Source organism: Fusibacter sp. QWL-12 (assembly GCF_058683495.1).
The window spans coordinates 714,454-732,824 of the sequence record NZ_CM178745.1; the positions used below are offsets into that span (position 1 = coordinate 714,454).

At 37.4% G+C, this 18,371-nt stretch carries 17 protein-coding genes and 1 riboswitch; of the genes, 10 read left to right on the forward strand and 7 right to left on the reverse strand.

What is annotated here, in order from left to right; all coding sequences use genetic code 11:
- Window positions 1-113: 113 nt before the first annotated feature.
- The 3 genes from AC4PID_RS03870 to AC4PID_RS03880 all read right to left on the reverse strand — a co-directional run bounded on the left by AC4PID_RS03870 (window position 114) and on the right by AC4PID_RS03880 (window position 3,831).
- Entirely contained in the window at window positions 114-1,142 is a 1,029-nt protein-coding gene (locus AC4PID_RS03870) for a PstS family phosphate ABC transporter substrate-binding protein (protein WP_492134250.1), read from the reverse strand.
- Window positions 1,143-1,362: 220 nt separating this feature from the next.
- Window positions 1,363-3,123, reverse strand: coding sequence for a two-component system histidine kinase PnpS (pnpS, locus tag AC4PID_RS03875; protein ID WP_492134251.1), 1,761 nt, complete (start codon window positions 3,121-3,123; stop codon window positions 1,363-1,365).
- A gap of 9 nt (window positions 3,124-3,132) precedes the next feature.
- The gene (locus tag AC4PID_RS03880) at window positions 3,133-3,831 is read right to left on the reverse strand and encodes a response regulator transcription factor (protein ID WP_492134252.1); all 699 of its coding nucleotides are present in this window, start codon (window positions 3,829-3,831) and stop codon (window positions 3,133-3,135) included.
- Window positions 3,832-4,010: 179 nt separating this feature from the next.
- Between AC4PID_RS03880 and AC4PID_RS03885 the strand changes: the two genes are divergently transcribed.
- The 4 genes from AC4PID_RS03885 to AC4PID_RS03900 all read left to right on the forward strand — a co-directional run bounded on the left by AC4PID_RS03885 (window position 4,011) and on the right by AC4PID_RS03900 (window position 7,148).
- The gene (locus AC4PID_RS03885; protein ID WP_492134253.1) at window positions 4,011-4,370 is read left to right on the forward strand and encodes an ArsR/SmtB family transcription factor; all 360 of its coding nucleotides are present in this window, start codon (window positions 4,011-4,013) and stop codon (window positions 4,368-4,370) included.
- Window positions 4,371-5,375, forward strand: coding sequence for a permease (locus tag AC4PID_RS03890; protein ID WP_492134254.1), 1,005 nt, complete (start codon window positions 4,371-4,373; stop codon window positions 5,373-5,375).
- A gap of 60 nt (window positions 5,376-5,435) precedes the next feature.
- The gene (locus AC4PID_RS03895) at window positions 5,436-5,666 is read left to right on the forward strand and encodes a thioredoxin family protein (protein WP_492134255.1); all 231 of its coding nucleotides are present in this window, start codon (window positions 5,436-5,438) and stop codon (window positions 5,664-5,666) included.
- 123 nt (window positions 5,667-5,789) lie between these two features.
- Complete coding sequence (locus AC4PID_RS03900; protein ID WP_492134256.1) at window positions 5,790-7,148, forward strand: MATE family efflux transporter; 1,359 nt, start codon at window positions 5,790-5,792, stop codon at window positions 7,146-7,148.
- Here AC4PID_RS03900 and AC4PID_RS03905 read toward each other — a convergent pair.
- Window positions 7,145-7,885 (reverse strand): acyl-[acyl-carrier-protein] thioesterase, encoded by a 741-nt coding sequence (locus AC4PID_RS03905; protein ID WP_492134257.1) that lies wholly within the window; start codon window positions 7,883-7,885, stop codon window positions 7,145-7,147. The genes AC4PID_RS03900 and AC4PID_RS03905 overlap by 4 nt on opposite strands.
- A 221-nt stretch (window positions 7,886-8,106) precedes the next feature.
- Here AC4PID_RS03905 and AC4PID_RS03910 point away from each other — a divergent pair, with 221 nt between their 5' ends.
- Window positions 8,107-9,351 (forward strand): uracil-xanthine permease family protein, encoded by a 1,245-nt coding sequence (locus AC4PID_RS03910; protein WP_492134258.1) that lies wholly within the window; start codon window positions 8,107-8,109, stop codon window positions 9,349-9,351.
- 105 nt (window positions 9,352-9,456) lie between these two features.
- Here AC4PID_RS03910 and pdxR read toward each other — a convergent pair whose 3' ends face one another.
- Window positions 9,457-10,857, reverse strand: a complete 1,401-nt coding sequence (pdxR, locus tag AC4PID_RS03915; RefSeq protein WP_492134259.1) for a MocR-like pyridoxine biosynthesis transcription factor PdxR — start codon at window positions 10,855-10,857, stop codon at window positions 9,457-9,459.
- A gap of 110 nt (window positions 10,858-10,967) precedes the next feature.
- Between pdxR and AC4PID_RS03920 the strand changes: the two genes are divergently transcribed.
- The 3 genes from AC4PID_RS03920 to AC4PID_RS03930 all read left to right on the forward strand — a co-directional run bounded on the left by AC4PID_RS03920 (window position 10,968) and on the right by AC4PID_RS03930 (window position 14,138).
- A complete protein-coding gene (locus AC4PID_RS03920; RefSeq protein WP_492134260.1) occupies window positions 10,968-11,711 on the forward strand; it encodes an ECF transporter S component in 744 nt (247 codons plus the stop codon).
- A gap of 167 nt (window positions 11,712-11,878) precedes the next feature.
- Entirely contained in the window at window positions 11,879-12,553 is a 675-nt protein-coding gene (locus AC4PID_RS03925) for a response regulator transcription factor (RefSeq protein ID WP_492134261.1), read from the forward strand.
- Window positions 12,534-14,138 carry a sensor histidine kinase gene (locus AC4PID_RS03930; RefSeq protein WP_492134262.1) on the forward strand — a complete coding sequence of 535 codons (1,605 nt, stop codon included), beginning with the start codon at window positions 12,534-12,536 and terminating at the stop codon, window positions 14,136-14,138. Before AC4PID_RS03925 ends, AC4PID_RS03930 begins: the two co-directional genes overlap by 20 nt.
- A gap of 142 nt (window positions 14,139-14,280) precedes the next feature.
- On the opposite strand, the gene AC4PID_RS03935 is transcribed toward AC4PID_RS03930, so the two are convergent.
- Complete coding sequence (locus AC4PID_RS03935; protein ID WP_492134263.1) at window positions 14,281-15,474, reverse strand: pyridoxal phosphate-dependent aminotransferase; 1,194 nt, start codon at window positions 15,472-15,474, stop codon at window positions 14,281-14,283.
- Window positions 15,475-15,589: 115 nt separating this feature from the next.
- A riboswitch (cobalamin riboswitch) is annotated at window positions 15,590-15,761 on the forward strand.
- Window positions 15,762-15,900: 139 nt separating this feature from the next.
- On the opposite strand from AC4PID_RS03935, the gene cobT reads away from it, so the two are divergent.
- Entirely contained in the window at window positions 15,901-16,956 is a 1,056-nt protein-coding gene (gene cobT, locus AC4PID_RS03940) for a nicotinate-nucleotide--dimethylbenzimidazole phosphoribosyltransferase (protein ID WP_492134264.1), read from the forward strand.
- Window positions 16,957-17,022: 66 nt separating this feature from the next.
- The gene (locus AC4PID_RS03945) at window positions 17,023-17,754 is read left to right on the forward strand and encodes a glycerophosphodiester phosphodiesterase (protein ID WP_492134265.1); all 732 of its coding nucleotides are present in this window, start codon (window positions 17,023-17,025) and stop codon (window positions 17,752-17,754) included.
- 4 nt (window positions 17,755-17,758) lie between these two features.
- On the opposite strand, the gene AC4PID_RS03950 is transcribed toward AC4PID_RS03945, so the two are convergent.
- Window positions 17,759-18,166 carry a hypothetical protein gene (locus tag AC4PID_RS03950; protein WP_492134266.1) on the reverse strand — a complete coding sequence of 136 codons (408 nt, stop codon included), beginning with the start codon at window positions 18,164-18,166 and terminating at the stop codon, window positions 17,759-17,761.
- Window positions 18,167-18,371 lie beyond the last annotated feature (205 nt).

The following is an 18,371-nucleotide window of genomic DNA, read 5'->3' on the forward strand; positions in this document are numbered from 1 at the left end:
CTCTTTCTCAAACGACGACTCACCCTCGTCATTTTCTTGTTCATAGAGATTATTTTTGTCTTTAACATAGAGACAAGATGAAGGGATCTCCCTTCACCTTCTCTCTACTTTTATTATTTAAGGTTGTTTAAGATTTCTTGATAATTTGCATATACTGATTCAGGAAGTGGCGCAAACCCATTTTCACTTGCTAATCTTGATGCACCTTCGCTAGATACAACATATTTTGCGTAGTCTAAAACTTCTGGTTTTTCTTTTGCATAGTCAAGGTTAAGGTAAGTGTAAACCAATCTTGTGAAAGGTGCATACGCTAAGTCTGAACCGATCGTTGAAAGATCTGGTGCAACTGGGCCGTTACCAAAATCCACTTTTACTGCGACTAACTTATCTTTGTTGCTTTCATAGTAACCATATCCAAAGTAAGCAATTGCATTTTTATCTTTTGAAACTAAGTCTACAAGTGTTGAATATTCTTGTTGAAGATTTGCTGTAGTTACCATTGGCTCTTTACCAAGAATGTTCTCAGCGAAAAATTCATAAGTACCATGGTTTTCATTTGGACCATAGAATTTAATTTCTTCTGCTGGCCAATCTGCTCTGATATCTGACCAAAGAACCACATCGTTTTCTTTGTATTTTCCGGATAAGAACATATTGATAATTTCATCTTTCGTCATTTCAGTTGCCCAAGTGTTGTCTTTGTTAATAACAATTGTTAAACCGTCATATGCCAATTGGATTTCTAAAACGTTCTCATCCATTTTCATGCCTTTTTCTTCAAGTTGAGCGACTTCTTCATCTTTAATTTTTCTTGAAGCATCTGAGAAATCAGTTTCACCTGGGATGAACTTTTTAAATCCTGCACTTGATCCAGCTCTACCGACTTGTACACTGACATCCGGTTGAACGTTTGTCATATATTCTTCTGCGATGTGTGCCATTAATGGGTAAACTGTACCAGAACCATCAATAATTACTTGACCTTCTAATTTAGCTGTTTCTGTAGTTGCTTGTGTTTCGCCTTGTGATACTGCTTGAGTCGCTGCTACTGTTGTTGATTCATTTGAGCTACCACATGCTGTTGCTGTGAACACCATAGCTACTATCAACATTAATAATCCAAACATCTTAAAATTTTTCATTACTAAGAATCCTCCAAATTTACAACTAGATTAGGTTGTATAGTCTATTTAGTTGCTAAAATTAATTACAAACTTAATTTAACATGGCAATGTTAGGCTCAAATAATTGCTTTGTTAAGTCTGTGTAAAAAGAAGATAGATTCCATGCTAATTTTATAAAAAAAAAGAACACATCTATTTTCAGATGTGTTCTTCTGTTATGAACATGTAAATTCATGATTTATAGCTTTGCATTGGGAATCAAAATTTCAAACGTCGTGCCTTTTCCTGGTTGGCTCGTAACCGAAATCTTACCTTTATAAAGTAAGACAATGTGTTTTACGATGGAAAGTCCCAAGCCCGTACCACCTTGTGAACGAGAACGTCCTTTATCGACCCTATAAAATCTTTCAAATAGGCGTTCTTTATGGCTTTCATTAAATCCTATGCCTGTATCAGATACGGTTATGACAACCCAAGAACCTTGAGCGCCAACTCTAACTCTTACTTCACCTTTTTCAGTGTACTTGATGCCGTTGTCTACGAGATTAATCATCATTTGCTTAATCCGATCTCTATTGGCATGAATCATTGGATTTGATTCAATGTCAGTTATGAGTTTAAGTCCTTTTTCATTTGCTCTAAGTTCCAAAATATCAACGACTTCCTCTATGACACTAGAAACCTCAACCTCCGTTTGCTCAGGCTCTCGATCCATGCTTTCAATTTCGGAAAGCAATAAGATGTCGTTGATTAAACGATACAAACGATCTGACTCAATATCGATAATATCTAAAAATCGCATTGCTGTTTCGGGTTGATGAATTGCACCGTTCTTAAGCGTGTCTACAAACCCTCTAATAGAAGTTAATGGCGTCTTTAGCTCATGCGAAACGTTTGAAACGAAATCACTTCTCATTTGCTCGAGTTTTCTAATCTGTGTGACATCTTGAATAACCACGATGCTACCTAAAATCTCTTTGGTTGCTGCTATAATTGGATTAACATAAATTCTTAAAATCTTCTCGTTGTGAACATAGTTGAGCTCTTTCATCTGTGATTGACCTTCAAGAATAGCACATTCTACCATCTGAGCGATTTCTTCATTTCGAATAATCTTGTACATCGACTCATTTTCTACAACATAGTCCTGAGGCAAATCTAAAATATCAAAACAGAATTTATTAATTAGGATGATGTTTTTGTTTTGATCTACTGCGATAATACCATTAATCATACTATTTAATATCGCTTCAAGTTCACTATTCCTTTGTCTAAGCTCGCTCATAGAGCTACTAAGGGTTTGACTCATCTTGTTAAAGGACTGAGCCAGTTCGCCGATTTGATCATTTGCTTCTATATAAATCTTTCTTCCAAACTCGCCGTTAGCGATTTCATTTGCCGTCTCAGTTAGCGCATCAATTGGCTTCGTAATGCGTTTTGAAACGAAAATTGACATCAAGAGCGCAAATACAGCAGTTCCTAATATTGAAACAACAGCCACATTTAGTATATGTTGATTCATGTCCTTAATCTCGGTGAGCTGCTTTGAGACACGTATGATCCAAGTCTCGTTTCCAATATGTGCCGGTATAGCGACATAAAGAAAATCGGCTTTTACCGTATTGCTATAACGGATAGAGGTTCCCATTTTATCCGTTCTGATTGCGTCAATCACTTCTGCTCGATTTAAATGGTTGTTCATCCTTGCTGGGTCTTCATGTGTATCCGCTAGCACTGTGCCATCTTCATAGATAATGGTAATTCTCGTGTCTAACTCTCTACTGGCATCGTTAACAAAGCTTCTAAAGTCAAACTCAGCAGTTCCCTTATTTTGATACTCTGAAACAAACACCTGCTTAAGCAAATCACACTCATTGACAAATCTATTCTGAAGCTGAAGCGTCATCATATTGTTAGTACTGTTCATCATGATGAGAGCGAAAGTACTGGTAAGCACTATAATAATCGCAAAATAAGAAATGACTATTTTCTTGCGCATAGTGCCTCCTTATGGTTTGAATTTATAGCCAATCCCTCTGACGGTTAAGATCTTCTCAGGATTTCGGTCATCTTTTTCTACTTTTTTTCTAAGCTGTCTGATATGCACATCTACAGTACGTGTTTCGCCCATATAATCATAGCCCCATATTGACTCAAGAAGCTCATCTCTTGTAAAAACGCGACCTGGTGATTTTATTAATTTTTCTAAAAGTTCAAACTCCTTAAGTGTTAAAAACAATTCTTCACCATCATTAAAGATCTGATGCGTTTCGGAATTGACAAATAATCCTTCTGCAGGAATTTCGTTCGTATGCTCTACAACCTCTTCTCGAAGTTGTGCGCGTCTTAAAACAGATTTCACTCTAGAAATCAACTCTCTTGTTCTAAATGGTTTCCCAATATAGTCATCTGCACCCATTTCCAGACCGATGACGGCATCTATTTCTTCATTCTTAGCAGTCAGCATAATTACAGGCAAATCCTTCTGTTCAGACTGTCTAATTTGTCTTAAAACCTCAAGACCATCAATTCCTGGAAGCATTAAATCCAATATAACTCCGTTAATTTTTGTAGATTTGATAATGCTTAATGCATCTTCACCATTTTCTGCCTCTACAACTTCAAATCCATTACTTTCTAAATTATACTTTAAAAGCTCTAAAATATGGATTTCATCGTCTACGACTAACAATTTATTTTTCGACATCATACACCTCTTATTTTATTTGTAATTAATTTTAGCGGTGCTCTGTTCAACTCCATTGTATCTATACTTTTATCAATTGACAACTAATTTATAAAAATCATTGACAAAGTTAAATGAGAAGACTATTATTTAAATGGACACATTCCCATATGTGCATATGAGAATATAAAGGAGGTAATATGCAAGAACTCACCAATCTTTTTAAACTATTATCTGATGAATCACGACTAAGAGTTTTAATGCTATTGAAGCACGGGCCACTTTGTGTCTGTGAATTTAGCGGTATCCTACAAATGCCACAGCCTAAGGTATCTAAAAGTCTTGCGAAACTAAAGGATTTGAATCTCGTTTCTGATACCCGAGTTGAAAAATACGTCTATTATTCACTCACGAATGATTCTGCTTTGTTAACACAAATTCTTGAAGACATTCAAAATGGATTGGAAAAATACCCAACTTTAAATACAGATTTCAAAAGACTATCTCTTAAAACAGAATACTTAAATCAATGTATTCCAGAGTTTAAAATAGGAGGCTAAATGTTTATTTTCAGTTTTTTAAATGATCAAATTTTAAAAATGGTTTGGTTATCCGACCTAGTAACATGGCTACTAGGTGATCTCTTTAAACTCAATCTCGATGGAAAAGTAGGCTCCAGTCTGCATTTCTTCATCTATGATACGATTAAAATCATGATCCTTCTGGCTGTACTAATTTACTTTGTTTCCTATATACAAAGTTACTTTCCACCAGAGCGTACGAAGAAGATTATCGGTCGATTCAATGGTATTACAGCGAACCTTCTAGGTGCATTATTAGGTACTGTAACCCCATTTTGCTCTTGTTCTTCTATCCCACTCTTTATTGGATTTACCAATGCAGGATTACCAGTTGGCGTTACATTTTCATTTTTAATTTCTTCACCACTTGTGGATCTCGCTTCTGTTTTACTGCTTGCCAGTATATTCAACTGGCGAATCGCTATAGCTTATGTCCTGTTCGGCATATTACTCGCAGTGGTTTCTGGTACGCTTCTCAGCTACTTGAAAGTAGAAAGATACGTTGCACCTTATGTTTACGGTTTAGGTGGTGCTGATTTTGAACCCGATGCAATGACACGCAAAGAACGCCACAACTTTGCAATTGGACAAGTAAAAGAAATTGTCAACAAGGTATGGCTCTATATCTTAATCGGCGTATCCATTGGTGCTTTAATCCACAATGTCATTCCTGAATCAGTGATCACAGCTTTGCTAGGTCAAGATAAATGGTATTCTGTCCCTCTTGCAACTCTTGTTGGAATTCCAATGTATGCAGATATATTTGGCACATTGCCTATTGCAGAGGCACTTGTTGCAAGAGGCATTGGAATTGGAACAGCACTTGCCTTTATGATGGCTGTGACCGCACTTTCACTGCCATCCATGATCTTGCTAAAAAAAGTGGTTCAGACGCGTTTGTTACTACTTTTTGTAGCGATTGTCAGCGTTGGGATATTAACAATTGGCTTTATTTTTAATGCATTTGGTTATTTGCTCATTTAGCAAATCAACCTACTATATTATAGAAGAACTTAAATAAAGAAATTCTTAGGAGGATATTTTATGACCATTAAAGTACTGGGAACTGGCTGTGACAAATGTAAAAAATTAGAGAAGCACGCTCGCCAAGCTGTGGCAGAACTCGGATTAGAAGCAACCGTGGAAAAAGTGGAAGATATCGGAAAAATCATAGGCTACGGCGTCATGCAAACACCCGCTCTCGTCGTTGATGAAAAAGTAAAATCAACAGGTAAGCTCTTAACCGTTGATGAAGTAAAAGCAATCCTTTCATAAGCTTAAGCAATCCTTATGAAAGGATTGCTTTTTTAATGGATTGCGGTAATAATAGAATAGGTGGACTCTCAGTATATTTATATCATCACTCAACCTATTTACAGACCTATTTTAGGAGGCAACTTGGTTTCGTTAAGTTACAAAAAAAATAAAGAATTCTATAAATTATTATTCACGATCTCAATACCGATCGTCATTCAAAACTTGATTTCATCGTCTCTCAATCTCGTCGATAACGTCATGATTGGGCAGTTAGGCGAAACTTTTATAGCGGCTACAGGGCTTGCCAATCAGATTTTTTTCATTATGACCTTGATTCTTTTTGGCGGCAACAGTGGGATTAGCATCTACATCGCACAATTTTGGGGTAAAAAAGAAACCGATAAAATCAAATCGGTTTTATCCATAGGGTTAATATTTGCAATTTTTATGTCATCCCTTTTCTTCTTGGCTGGATTTGTCTTTCCAAATCAAATCCTCGGTCTTATGTCAAAGGATACTGAAGTTGTAAAACTGGGTACTGATTATCTTAAAATCGTCAGCATTAGTTATATCCTTACTGCGATTAGCTTTGCATTTGGATTTTCATCTAGAAGTGTTGGTAGACCTAAGTTACCCATGACCGCAAGCGTTATCTCACTGTTGATTAACACTGCACTCAACTATACTCTTATCTTTGGGCATTTTGGTTTTGAAGCCATGGGCATTAAAGGTGCAGCAACAGCGACCTTAATCGCTAGAATCGTTGAACTGTGTATCATCCTATATGGTATCTATAGCAGTATACCAGTTCTTGCTGTTAAATTTAGGGACTTTAAAAACATCAGTGCCGAGCTCGTTAAACGGGTTGGGAAAACTGCTCTACCAGTTATTTTAAACGAGGGCTTCTGGTCACTCGGTATGACGGTATATGCACTGGTTTACGCGCGTATTAGCACAGAAGCTGTCGCTGCAGTTATGATCACCAATACCGTCAATAGCATCTTCATGGTCGTTGGATTCGGTTTAGGAAACGCCTCGTCTGTTATGCTCGGTAACACGCTAGGCGCTAACGAAATTGAAAAAGCCATCGATTATAACAAACGATTCTTAGCACTTAGTATCCTATGTGGCATCGTCATTGGATTTGCGATTAACCTTACTGCACCTTGGATGGTAAAAACGCTGTATCAGCTTGATGCGTCTGGTTATGCAACCACCATTCACACACTTAAGATTCTCGCCTTTTTCATGTCGTTTAAATTTTACAACACCATCATCATCATTGGGACACTTAGAAGTGGTGGCGATACGCTCTACTCCATGCTTTTGGAAATCTCATGTGTGTGGCTCATAGGTGTGCCACTTGCACTGCTGGGTGCATTCGTTTTAAAATTACCTGTCTATTACGTGGTACTACTGGTCAATGCAGAAGAAGTCGCTAAGCTTTTCTTTGGCTTGCCAAGACTCCTCTCAAACAAATGGGCAAAGCGATTGGTTTAGATAAAAGTAAATGCAACCTGAACAAACAGCTGATCGTCAAGATCACATATCAAATGCTCAGAAACCGTCTCCGTGGCGGTTTCTTTTATTTTGGTCGATACTTTTATCTGTTGATCCTCAAACACCTCTTTTTTGAATGCCACTTTAAGTTCTGAAAATCTATGACCATCCATATATGCGCTTCCCAAGGAATCAATCGCCCATCTGATATAAGTAATATTGTTAACGTGTTTGTTGACATCCAAATCCGTATAGACCGCTTGAAGGCATCTCTCTGAAGGCTGCTCAATCATTGACAAATCATTAAAAGAAAGTTTATCGGGTTTCTCTGCATCGGCTTCAACATGGAAAAGCGCATTGAGAAACTTAGGAATATTCACTTGCTTTCTGAGCACTGGATCTATGTAAGCCCACTTGCTATAGCCCGTTAAGACGAGCTCATTCTCATGATTATATACTTCATAGCATCTATATGCGATGAACTTCCTAAAGTAAATCGGCTCAGTGACCACTTTGATCATTCCAGCTTTCAAAGAGACATCGTTCTTCTTTATATCCCATTCTACAATTACCCAGAGTCCTGGTAAATCTTCTCTTGGTACATCACATGTCGCATCTTCAAAATGTCTCGTCGATATATCTTGAAGAAAGTTCATCAATGTGGTCGGTTTTATCTGATAGTTTTTATCAAAATCAAAATAATTGAGCTGATATTCTCTCTCGTACTTCAATCCCAATGCCTTCACCTCTTTCTGTCGATATTACATTATATTGTATACAGTACACTAACATCATACCATAAGAAGGGGTAAAATAAATTAAAAATTGTATTGATTTTACAATCTCAATGTGTTATTATCTTTAAGAATTAAATAAAGCTTTTTAATTTGGTCCAGAGAGGCTAAGAAGAGAAGATTGCGATCTTCTCCCATGAAAAGTATTAAAGGGAGGTTTTTTTATGTCTACAAACAGCTATGCAGCAAACATTTCTACTCTTAAGGATGCTAAAAGTTTCGTTTTAGGTCTTCAACACCTTATCGCAATGTTCGGTGCTACCGTTCTTGTTCCAATTCTAACTGGTTTAAACCCATCAGTTGCATTGTTCAGCGCTGGTGTTGGTACGTTAATTTTCCACTTCTGTACAGAATTCAAAGTTCCAGTTTTCTTAGGTTCTTCATTTGCATTTATTCCATTAATTATTCAAGTAAGAGATATGTATTCCGGTGATTTAGCTTATGCGCAAGGTGGCATAGTAGTCGCGGGATTTATTTATGTGCTATTATCTTTCTTAGTAAAGTCAATTGGCGTTGGCAATATCAAAAAAATATTACCTTCACATGTTGTCGGTCCAATGATTATCGTTATTGGTTTAAACTTAGTACCAGTTGCAGTTAACATGGCATCATCAAATTATCTTGTTGCAGTATTAACGCTTGGCATCGCACTTTCAATCAACTTACTTGGAAAAGGCTTTATCAAACAATTGGCAATCTTAATCGGTGTTGTTTCAGGATATTTCATCGCTTCTGTAATGGGATTAGTTGATTTCACCGGTATCCAAAGCGCATCTTACCTTTCGATTCCAGCATTTACATTCCCAAAATTTACAGCTGAAGCAATCTTAATCATCGCACCAGTGGTACTTGCAGTATTCATGGAGCACGTAGGCGATGTAACGACAAACGGCGCTGTTGTAGGTAAAAACTTCATTGAAAATCCTGGCTTAAATAGAACGCTCTTAGGCGATGGTTTAGCGACTATGTTCGCAGGCTTTATCGGCGGACCAGCAAATACAACTTACGGTGAAAACACTGGCGTTTTAGCGATTACTAAAAACTACAACCCAGCAATCTTAAGAATTACTGCAGTATTCGCAATCATCTTAGCTTTAGTCGGCAAATTGGGTGCAACCCTTCAATCTATCCCAACTTCAGTTATGGGCGGCATCAGTATCATGTTATTCTCAATGATCGCTTTCATCGGGGTTAAAAACATCAAGGATAACAACGTGAAAATGAACTTTAAAAACGTCTTGGTAATGGTCGTTATCTTATTCATCGGTCTTGCACCATCGTACCTGCCAAGCTTAGCAATCTCGTTACCTGTACCAGGAACAGCAGTAGCACTTTCAGGTTTAAGCCTTGCTGCTTTAACAGGTGTTATCTTAAATGCAATCTTGACTGCTTTTATCAAAGAAGCATAAGATCGGAATGAATTGCAATATCATATAAACTCTGACCAATCAATATAAAAAATAAGTCCTGAATCAATAGTAGCAGATGCTTAAATTGATTCAGGACTTTTAGATTTAAGATTTAATGATATGAGCGCTTTCTTCTGCAATTCGACACATGGTTTTCACCACGTCCATCATTTGATCGTCTAATATACCACTATACGAAAATACGACGATAGAGTCATTATAACCAACAACTGGTTCAAGTAGTATCCCTACTGCTTCACACGATTTGATAAACACATCTCGATTTACTTTTTTATCGAGCTTCAAAGTAACGTGAAGCCCCGAGCCCTTTCCCATAAGTGCCAACCACTGACTATTAATTGATTTGAAAGTCTCTAGTAATCGTTGATTTTTCTTTCCATATGTTTTCTTTATTCTTCTAATGTGTCTCTCGAAAGCGCCTTCAGCCATGTATCGTGCTAAAGCTAACTGTTCAATTTTTGAAACAGACTGAGAATATCTTGAAATCACCTGGTTAAACGCTTCGTTAAGCGTTCTAGGAATGACCATAAAACTGATTCTAAGTGCAGGTATTAAAAGCTTTGAAAAAGAACCCACATAGATAACGTGCTCTCCGTCTCGCAAGCCTTGTAAAGCTGGTACAGGCATACCATCATACCTCAAAAGGCTATCGTAATCATCCTCGATAATATAGCCATTTGATTTAGACGCCCATTCCAACAATTGAAGCCTTTTCTTAATCCCCATGACACCACCCATTGGGTATTGGTGCGACGGCGAAACATATACGACCTTTGCTTTTGACGCCTCTAAAGCTTTTATATCAATACCATCTCTTTCAAGTGGTATCTCTGCGCGCGCGTATCCATAATCCTCAAAAACGTACATTCCCTTTGAAAAGCCTGGGTGCTCAAATGCGATGATGTCATGATTGGTTCTAAAAGTAGTGGCTATTAGACCAAACAAATATTGAATACCCGCACCGATGACGATTTGCTCAGGTTCACAAGAAACGCCGCGCGTATGTCTTACAAACTTAGCAATTTCAGTTCTAAGCATCAGTTCGCCTTTAACATCTCCATAGGATAATAGCTGATCCGTATCATATTCCAGTACTCTATTAACCACTTTTCGCCATTGCGTAAAGTTAAAGGTACTCGCCTCTGCGCCATCGCTATTATATGGTTTTGAAGTTTCCCTTACAAAACCAGATGAGGTTGACCTATTTGTGTATAACCGTTTGGTCGTTAGATCGTGATTGCCTAGCTGCATAACAAAATAGCCACTCTTAGCGCGACTTTCTATATACCCTTCCAGCTGCAGCTGATTATAAGCATTTTCCACAGTCACTTTACTCACTTTAAGCGTTTGAGACAGCGCTCTAACGGAAGGTAGCTTCTCATAAGGTGGAATGTTACCATTTTCTATCTCAGATTTGAGATAATGATACAGTTGTATGTATTTGGGCTCTGATGTACTTTCAAAATCAATAACTACGCCTAACATATCTCCTCCATCTGACCTTGTTAATTAGTTCATTTCTGCATCTATTGATAAACCCAATTATATATTATCATTGTAGTGTAAGCAAGCTATAACTTTAGGTTGGAGGATTTATGAACAAGAATTTAAGGGTACTTATTTATACGGCACTCATGACAGCATTTGTTTTTATCACGACATCGATCATCAAGATACCCATTCCTTTTACAAATGGTTATATTCATGCGGGAGATATGTGTATCTTTATCTCTGGGATATTACTTGGTCCGCTATATGGTGGTGTGGCAGCCGGTGTAGGTTCAGCACTAGCAGACTTGTTAGGCGGCTATGCACATTGGGTCATTCCAACGTTGATTATAAAAACCGTTATGGGGATGATTATCGGTTACTTTGCAGTTTCAAAAAAGGGAACTAAGGCTTTTACAAGTGTTATTATTATTCTTTGGGTAGCAGCACTTTCTAGTTTCATTTACACATTATTTGGCACATCTGCTGAAACGGTGACCAATCATGTTGAAGAGCTTTCAACACTTGAAAGTGCAGCAAATGCAATTCGTCAAATAAAGGTGCAGCTCATAGGTGTTTTAATTGCATTTCCTGTTTTGGCAGGTGGTCTTACCCTGCTTAAAAATAAGTATCACGTAACAATGAATCAGCTCGTTGGTATGATTGTATCTGGTATATGGATGGTTCTTGGCTATTACTTAGCTTCAGCGGTTATGTATGGGTCATTCCTTGCACCTATCTTTAGTATTCCATGGAATATCGTTCAGTTTTCTGTAGGTGCCATTTTAGCATTCTTAGTGATTGCAGCACTTGAAAAAGCGAATATCAAGCATGAAACTTTATTTAGATAATTGATGTTTAAACAGGGATCACTCCCTGTAAAAAAAATTTTCAGGCATCGGGCCTTCAGATTTTACCACAAGCAAGATTGTGGCTTAATAAAAATTCGGCGCGTCATACGGTTGTATGATTTGCCGAATTTTGTTATATTTAAGACATGAACAAAAAGGAGAGACAGATGGAAAAAATACTAATTGTAGAAGATGAACTTAAAATCTCTAGAATTATCGATCTGCAATTGAAATACGCTGGATATGATACTGATTTTGCTTATGATGGTTCTGAAGCACTCGACAAAGTCAGACTTAATCATTATGACTTAATTCTTATGGATGTCATGATGCCCAAAACAGATGGTATAACTGCCTGTAATGCAATAAAGCGAATTAATCCTGATATGAAAATTATCATGCTCACTGCAAAGGATGATATTAATGATGTCATCAGTGGTTTGGATTCTGGTGCAGATGACTACGTCACTAAACCCTTTGTTTTTGAAGAGTTGCTTGCGCGCATTAGAGCCAATATACGAAAAAAAGCAAATACCACACCTACATCCGAAATTATGATGTTTGAGGATTTACTTATCAACTCTGTAACATTTGAAGTTACACGTTCTGGTAAACTTGTTGAGCTTTCTAAAACCGAGTTCGACTTATTAAAGCATTTAATCATCAATAAAGGAATCGTACTGACACGCGAGCAAATTTTGAATAAGGTTTGGGGCTATGACTATTATGGTAGTTTAAACATCGTCGATGTTTATATCAAATATCTACGAGATAAGATTGACCGAGATTTCGATCGAAAATTGATACAAACCATAAGGGGTCGTGGCTACGTTGTTCGATGATAAAATAAAGCAGATAAAAAACAGAATTAGACGAATTAAGTTATCCACTAGAATCACGCTGTCAAACGTGGTTCTTTTTACCATACTCATATCTTTATCTATGTATTTCGTTACACTTTTGACCAATCAATTTTTATATTTTAAGAATCGAGAAGATTTACAGACCACACAGCTTAAGATTCAAGAACTTTTGTATTCAGAGAAAGACACACTCTCTGCTATGTCTCCTGACAATAGGATTCCACATATTTTTAGATTGCTTGAGGATTACTATATCTTTGACAACTACAAAACCCTTGTCACGCTTTTTGATACCAACGGGAAAACGTCCTATCCTCTCAACAAGGATGTCTATGATCTTTTGATTCTTGATCAATTTAAGATTAATCCAGCTAATATTGATTTCAATGTTTCCTTTAATAAGGATATTTTACAAGGCAAGGAAATACTTACTTTCGAATTATTTAAGAAGTTAAATGCAAGTGAAACCATTAAGTACAAGGACATTTCTCTGCTCGTTCCAACAAGAGGTGAATCCCCATTCATCTCAGAATCTGACGTTATGGGTTTTGATGTTATGTACACAGTGGTTAGAATTGACATTGGCGAAGAGTACAGTCTTCTTGCATCGGTATTTATCTATCCAGATCTCGATCAAGATTTTCTGTTAAGTCTAAATTCAGCTCTATTGGTCTCTGCCATCATCGGCATTTTATTTTTATCCATTTTTGCGAAGTTCTTTACACGTAAAGCCTTAAAGCCACTTGTTGATCTTTCGAAAATCGCCCAAGGTGTCGATAATAAAATACTCAATTATCGTATCCCGCCAACTGAGAGTCATGATGAAATCGATACACTTATAAAAAGTTTAAATACGATGCTAGAAAATTTAGAGGGGTCATTTGAGAATCAAAAGAGATTTGTATCCGATGCTTCTCACGAGCTTCGAATTCCACTCACCATCGTTTTAGGATATATCGATTTATTAAAGACGATGGGTACTGGAAACGAGGCTCTATTAAAGGAATCACTCGATGCGATTGAGCTTGAAGCAACCCATATGAAGAATATGGTGGAGAAATTACTAACTTTGGCACGACTTGAGAACAATAGAATCAAAGTCACATATGAGGAAATTACCGTCTCAGAATTCTTTAGAAAAGGTTTAGAGGAATGCATTCGACTCTATCCACTCTATCATTTTAAAACCGAACTCAATTATGAAGGACTATTGTATATCGATTTAGAAATTATGACTCAAATTTTTAGAGCTTTGGTTGAAAATGCAGTAAAGTATTCCCTTGAGGACACAACGATTACTTTTAAATCCGAACAGCGCAATCAATATATTGCACTCTCATTAATCGATCAAGGACGAGGTATTGCCAAAGAAAGCATCCCCAACCTAACCAATCGTTTCTACCGCCTCAATGAAGACCGCAATCGTAGAACAGGCGGATCTGGACTAGGACTCAGCATAGTAGATGCCTTAATCAAGGCACATGGTGGACATATGAGAATAGAAAGTGAAGTTACTAAAGGCACTACCATTACATTATTCATTCCCAAAAAGAAGAGCCATTAGATTAGATTATATTAATCTTCACTATTTTAGACATAAAAAGACCTGTATATCATTTCGTTAGCAAGATGATTACAGGTCTAATTTTATATAATTTTTTATACGTTATAACTTAAATAGCGTTAATGATGCGATCATTAGTGAACTATTTCTTCATGTTTTTATAATGCTCAACTAGTTTTTCAAATGCAGGTAATGATCTTTCAATCATAGCCAAATCGACGCAATATGAAATTCTAAAATAGCCTGGATAGCCAAAACCACTTCCAGGTACCAAAAGTAAGTTGAACTTCTTCGCTTCCATAACAAATGCCACATCATCTTCTTCAAGTGCCTTAGGGAAAAGATAGAAGGCCCCTTTTGGTTCAACCATTTCAAAACCAAGTGATCTAAGCTTATCTAGTAGAAGGTCTCTTCTCATTTGATATTGTGAAATATCAACGGTTTCTTCTAATGAATCAGAGATAACTTTCTGCCAAAGTGCAGGTGCATTAACAAAACCGAGTGTTCTATTGCAAAAGGCCAAACCACCCATAAAAAGCTCAACATCTTCAAACTGGCTATTAATTGCAATATAACCAATTCTCTCGCCAGCAAGTCCAAGTGATTTAGAATAAGAATTTACCATTACAGAGTGTCTGAAGTAGTTGTGAATGTTTGGAACAACAACACCATCATATACAAGCGCTTTGTATGGTTCATCAGAAATCAAGTATATTTCTCTACCAAATTTTTCTTCAGCCTCAGTTAATACGCGTCCAATCCCTTTAAGGGTCTCTTCTGAATAGATGACACCAGTAGGGTTATTCGGTGAATTAATAATTACCGCACGTGTTTTTTCCGTGATGACAGACTTGAATGCCTCTAAATCTGGTTCAAATGTCTTTTCATCCGTTTTTAAGATGACTGGAACACCATTGTGATTATTAATATAAAAAATGTACTCAGCAAAATAAGGCGCAAATATAATCACTTCATCTCCAGCATCCATAACCGTTCGCAGAAGTACGTTGATTCCACCTGCTGCGCCAACAGTCATAAGGACATGCTCCTTTGCAATTGGCTGATCGATATCTCTATTGATTGCATCCGCTACCTTTTGTCTAACTTCAGGAAAGCCTGCATTATCCATATATCTATGTGCACCTGGTGTGTCAGCGTTTACAACACTTTTCAACTTATCAGTAACTGATTTAGGGGGTTCAAAATAGGGATTTCCTAAGCTATAGTCATAAACGTTGTCTTCGCCAAATTGCGCCTTGAGCTTGCTCCCCTCAACAAACATTCTTCTGATCCAAGACGCATTCTGTAAATTCTCGCGTACCTCTTTTGAAATCATGATTAACGCCTCCTTATCTATTTTCCTATACTATTATAACATGAAATTGTGCTTATGCAATTTTTTAATAAGGATTAAAATAATTTTATAAATTGACTTGTCTCTCATTCTACGCTAGAATGTAAATGTTATAGGTGCCAATAAATTGGAGAATAGGGAATTAGGTGAAAGTCCTAAGCGAACCCATCACTGTAAGACGGAGCGATCGCATATGCCACTGGGAAACTGGGAAGGCGCGATACGCATTGATGTTGAGCCAGGAGACCTGCCTGTAGTTGAATCAATGGACGACGGTAAAGTTCATTACCCAAGGGATAAGTTTATTCTAAATGATAAACTTACATTGAGGTAATGGGCTTTTTTTTCTGTTGAATTCAGTTCAGACTCACTTTATTGCCCCTAAAAAATTATTTTTGGAGGCCATTTATGAAAGCTTTTACAAACGAATTAAAACAAAAAATCCAACCACTCTGTATGGAAAAGATGACCGCTACACGTCAACGTGTCGATCAACTGGTCAAACCACAAGGCTCACTAGGTGCTCTTGAAGAAATCGCAGTTCAATTGTCTGGGATCTATAAAACCGAAAGACCTACAATTGAAAAGAAAGCAGTCATCGTCATGTGTGCCGATCATGGTGTCTGTGAAGAAGATATAGCATCAGCACCTCCAATTGTCACATGGGTTCAATCCCTTAACATTGCTAAAGGGGTAACAGGTGTAGGTGCATTGGCGAAGCATACCAGTACAACTGTATATGCTGTAGATATCGGGATTAATTTTCAAGAAAAACATCCCTCTCTCATTGATAGAAGAATAGCTAACGGAACTAACAATATCGCTAAATCAGATGCTATGACTACGGAGCAAGCTCTAGAGGCAATCCAAATTGGTATTGAAATGGTACGGATTGCAAAAGAAGAGGGTCATAATCTTATTGCAACAGGCGAAATGGGAATTGGGAATACAACGCCTTCCACTGCTCTTCTCTCTGTCTTAAGTGGTAAATCACCTGAAGAAATCACAGGCGTTGGTGCGAACTTTCCAATTGAAAAGCTATCACATAAGGCATCTGTCATTAGACGTGCCATCGAATCAAAATCAAAGTCACAACTGGAAAACCCAATAGAGTTATTGGCTGCACTTGGTGGATATGATATTGCCGGTATGACCGGAATCATGCTCGGAGGCGCTATCTATCGTGTACCAGTAGTTGTAGATGGCTATATATCAACCGTTTCGGCCTTAATCGCAAAAAAAATAAACCCAGATGTAGTCGCTTTCCTTTTTGCCTCACATGCTTCTGAAGAAAAAAGTGCAAGTTTGGCTACTGAGTTACTCGGTCTTAAGCCCTATCTTCACATGAACATGCGTTTAGGTGAAGGCAGTGGTGCAGTTCTAGCGTTTGGTCTAATTGAGTCAGCATGTGCGATGAATAATGATATGATAACTTTTGAGGAAGCTGGAATTGCAGTTGTATAATCTAAATGGTCATTTTGATCAATTCATATTATAATAAAAAAAAGATGACTAATTTGGAGGGATCATATGACTAAGATATTTGGACACAGAGGTGCAAAAGCCTATTATGCTGAAAATACGTTAACTTCATTTCGAAAAGCGCTTGAAATGGGAGCAGACGGTCTGGAGCTTGACATTCATTATTCAAAGGATGGTGAAATCATCGTTTTTCATGATTTTACACTTGATAGAATGTGTGGTGTAAATGGCAATATCTTTGATTTCACACTTGCAGAATTAAAGCAACTGAAAGTCCAATTTAAAAATCAATACGATCAAATACCTACGCTACAAGAAGTGCTTGAGCTTATAAAAACATTTGATCAAGAAACTGGGAAAGCTACCATTCTAAATGTTGAATTTAAAGCAGGCAGTGATTTTTATCCTAATATTGAGACACAAACCCTATCACTCTGCAATCGTTATTTGCCAAAATCACAATTGATCTACTCTTCATTTGATCATTATGCGTTACTCAAAATCAAAGCGCTAGATCCTGAAGCACAAACGGGTATCTTAACTGCAAGCGCAATGGTTGCACCGTGGGAGTATACTAAAAGATTAAATGCCGATTATTATCACCCAGCTTATCAGTCTTTAACCAATAGAATGTTAGGTGAAATCAAGCAGCATACACTTCTTCTTAATGCGTATACGATTAATGACCCTACTGTTGCAAAGGGTTTAATCCAATACGGTATAGAAGGTATTATCACCGATATGCCCGATGTCATGATCGAGCTTAGAAATAATAACTAGCAAACTAAATCAAAGCTTCTAGTAAATTACCACTAGTCGTTTTTCCAGACTTATTTTGATCATTATTATATTTGTTTTCCTGACCATCACTCATTGTGGTGGTTTTTGTTACCCCACCAGACGCATATCTTCTTCCACACTCTGGGCAAACACTTGTAAAAATCTGAACACTTTGTCTGACAACCGTTGCATCATTAGCATCTGCATTCGCTCTTTCTCTTGTGACATGCTCTTGTTCATGTGATGCAACCGCTTGGAAAGAAGCTTCGGGCGAAACATGCGTTGGCGATTTAAAGGAAACGCCCGCATCGTCAGAACCATCCACATAGGTTCTTGAGCTACAAGTACTACATTCAATAACACCCATTTGCTTTAATGCTTTTTCACCATAGATTTCTATTAGACGATCCATTCTATTTTCAGGTGATACATACTTCACAACCTTACCACTAAAGTTATTACTAGCTTGCGACCCGCTTATATTAGGCACTTCGCTAGAGGGTGCTTTTTTAATCTGTTTATTCCCATTTATCAGAACCCCATTAGAAGAACCCACAGGATTTATCGACACAAAATCAGCCCCTTTACTTAAAGCCTTGTTTTAACCTATCAAAACG

Excerpts from the sequence above, each read along its gene's own strand:
- AC4PID_RS03870 (WP_492134250.1), bottom strand. The coding sequence starts at position 1,142 with ATGAAAAATTTTAAGATGTTTGGATTATTAATGTTGATAGTAGCTATG.
- pnpS (WP_492134251.1), bottom strand. The coding sequence starts at position 3,123 with ATGCGCAAGAAAATAGTCATTTCTTATTTTGCGATTATTATAGTGCTT.
- AC4PID_RS03880 (WP_492134252.1), bottom strand. The coding sequence starts at position 3,831 with ATGTCGAAAAATAAATTGTTAGTCGTAGACGATGAAATCCATATTTTA.
- AC4PID_RS03885 (WP_492134253.1), top strand. The coding sequence starts at position 4,011 with ATGCAAGAACTCACCAATCTTTTTAAACTATTATCTGATGAATCACGA.
- AC4PID_RS03890 (WP_492134254.1), top strand. The coding sequence starts at position 4,371 with ATGTTTATTTTCAGTTTTTTAAATGATCAAATTTTAAAAATGGTTTGG.
- AC4PID_RS03895 (WP_492134255.1), top strand. The coding sequence starts at position 5,436 with ATGACCATTAAAGTACTGGGAACTGGCTGTGACAAATGTAAAAAATTA.
- AC4PID_RS03910 (WP_492134258.1), top strand. The coding sequence starts at position 8,107 with ATGTCTACAAACAGCTATGCAGCAAACATTTCTACTCTTAAGGATGCT.
- pdxR (WP_492134259.1), bottom strand. The coding sequence starts at position 10,857 with ATGTTAGGCGTAGTTATTGATTTTGAAAGTACATCAGAGCCCAAATAC.
- AC4PID_RS03920 (WP_492134260.1), top strand. The coding sequence starts at position 10,968 with ATGAACAAGAATTTAAGGGTACTTATTTATACGGCACTCATGACAGCA.
- AC4PID_RS03925 (WP_492134261.1), top strand. The coding sequence starts at position 11,879 with ATGGAAAAAATACTAATTGTAGAAGATGAACTTAAAATCTCTAGAATT.
- AC4PID_RS03935 (WP_492134263.1), bottom strand. The coding sequence starts at position 15,474 with ATGATTTCAAAAGAGGTACGCGAGAATTTACAGAATGCGTCTTGGATC.
- cobT (WP_492134264.1), top strand. The coding sequence starts at position 15,901 with ATGAAAGCTTTTACAAACGAATTAAAACAAAAAATCCAACCACTCTGT.
- AC4PID_RS03945 (WP_492134265.1), top strand. The coding sequence starts at position 17,023 with ATGACTAAGATATTTGGACACAGAGGTGCAAAAGCCTATTATGCTGAA.
- AC4PID_RS03950 (WP_492134266.1), bottom strand. The coding sequence starts at position 18,166 with ATGGATCGTCTAATAGAAATCTATGGTGAAAAAGCATTAAAGCAAATG.